The following is a 1,453-nucleotide window of genomic DNA, read 5'->3' as shown; positions in this document are numbered from 1 at the left end:
GTCGATTTTGCCGTTGGGGTTGAGCGGCAGCTCGTCCATCACGACCAGGGTCGCGGGCACCATGTAGTCGGGCAGCTGCTGGGCCACGTGAGCGCGCAGCTGTTCGAGGTCGAGTACGCCCTGGCGGGGCTGCAGGTAGCCCACCAGCTGAGCGGGCCCTTGCCTCGGGCGGTAAGGCGTGACCACGCAGGCGGCGACATCGGGATGCGTGGCCAAAACGGCCTCGACCTCGCCCGGCTCGATACGAAAACCACGGATCTTCACCTGATCGTCGTTGCGTCCCAGGAACTCCAGCGTGCCATCAGGCAACCACCGAGCCAGATCACCAGTGCGATACAACCGCCCACCAGGAGTGGACGGGTCAGGAATGAACCTTTCGGCGGTCAGGCCGGGACGCCGCCAGTAACCGAGGGCGACCCCCGCGCCACCCAGGCAGATCTCGCCGGGCACCCCGATCGGCACCTGCCGGCCCGCCGAATCCAAGATCACCACCTGAGTGTTGGCGATCGGCCGGCCGATCCGCCCGCTGCCGGACTCCGCGGTCATCGGCGCGCAGGTGGAGATGGTGGCGGCCTCGGTGGGCCCGTACACGTTGTACACCTCGGTCCGGCCGGCACCCAGCGCGATGGCCGTCTTGCTCGGATTGATGGCCTCACCACCGATGTAGAGCTGCTCGACGGTGGCGAAAGCGTCAGGCCGCTCGGTGACCGTGGCGTTGAACAGCGCGGTCACGATGGCCAGCATGGTGATGCCCTCAGCACGGATGAGGCCGGCGAACCGGGCCGGCACCAACGACACCTCCGGCGGCACGATGACCACCCGGCCGCCGTTGAGCAGCGGGCCCCACACCTCGAAAAGGTGCGGATCGAAGCAAGCACTGGCCACCTGGCCGATCACCGTCCGCGAAGAGAACCGCGCATAATCCGTCTCACGAACCAGACGCGCCACAGCACGATGCGGCACCATCACCCCCTTCGGCCGGCCGGTGGAACCGGAGGTGTACAACAGGCAGGCCAGATCATCGCCACCACCCAACGGCCAGGCAACCTCCCCACCAGCGCCTTCCCCCACCTCCTCGACCAGCACGGCACGCCGATCACCCATCGGCAACGCCCCCAGCAACCGCTGGTGACCCACCACGATCCGGACATCACTGTCATCCAGCATGAAAGCCAGCCGATCAGCCGGATAATCCGGATCCAACGGCACATAGGCGCCACCCGCGCGCAAAATACCCAGCATGCCGACAACCAGATCAGCCGACCGACCACAACACAGACCGACCGGATCCCCCCTGCCGACCCCGAGCCCGCACAACTCAACCGCCAGCGCCTCCGCCCGATCCACCAACTCGGCATAAGTCAGCCGAACATCACCGGAAACCACAGCCACCTCAGCCGGCCGAAGCCCAGCCTGCTCAACCACCAAATCAGCCAGACTGCGGTCGACGGGG

The 1,453-nt window shown here is 66.8% G+C and carries 1 protein-coding gene; it reads right to left on the bottom strand.

Translation table 11 applies throughout. From position 1 onward, the window contains the following. Positions 1-1,425: amino acid adenylation domain-containing protein (locus V5E28_RS48960; protein ID WP_336217184.1), on the bottom strand; the 1,425-nt coding region annotated here is incomplete at its 3' end. Positions 1,426-1,453: the final 28 nt, after the last annotated feature.

This window comes from Nonomuraea sp. LPB2021202275-12-8 (genome assembly GCF_037044575.1).
Classification (GTDB): Bacteria; Actinomycetota; Actinomycetes; order Streptosporangiales; family Streptosporangiaceae; genus Nonomuraea.
Note: the sequence above shows the minus strand (reverse complement) of the source record. Positions and strands in the feature narration are given on the sequence as shown.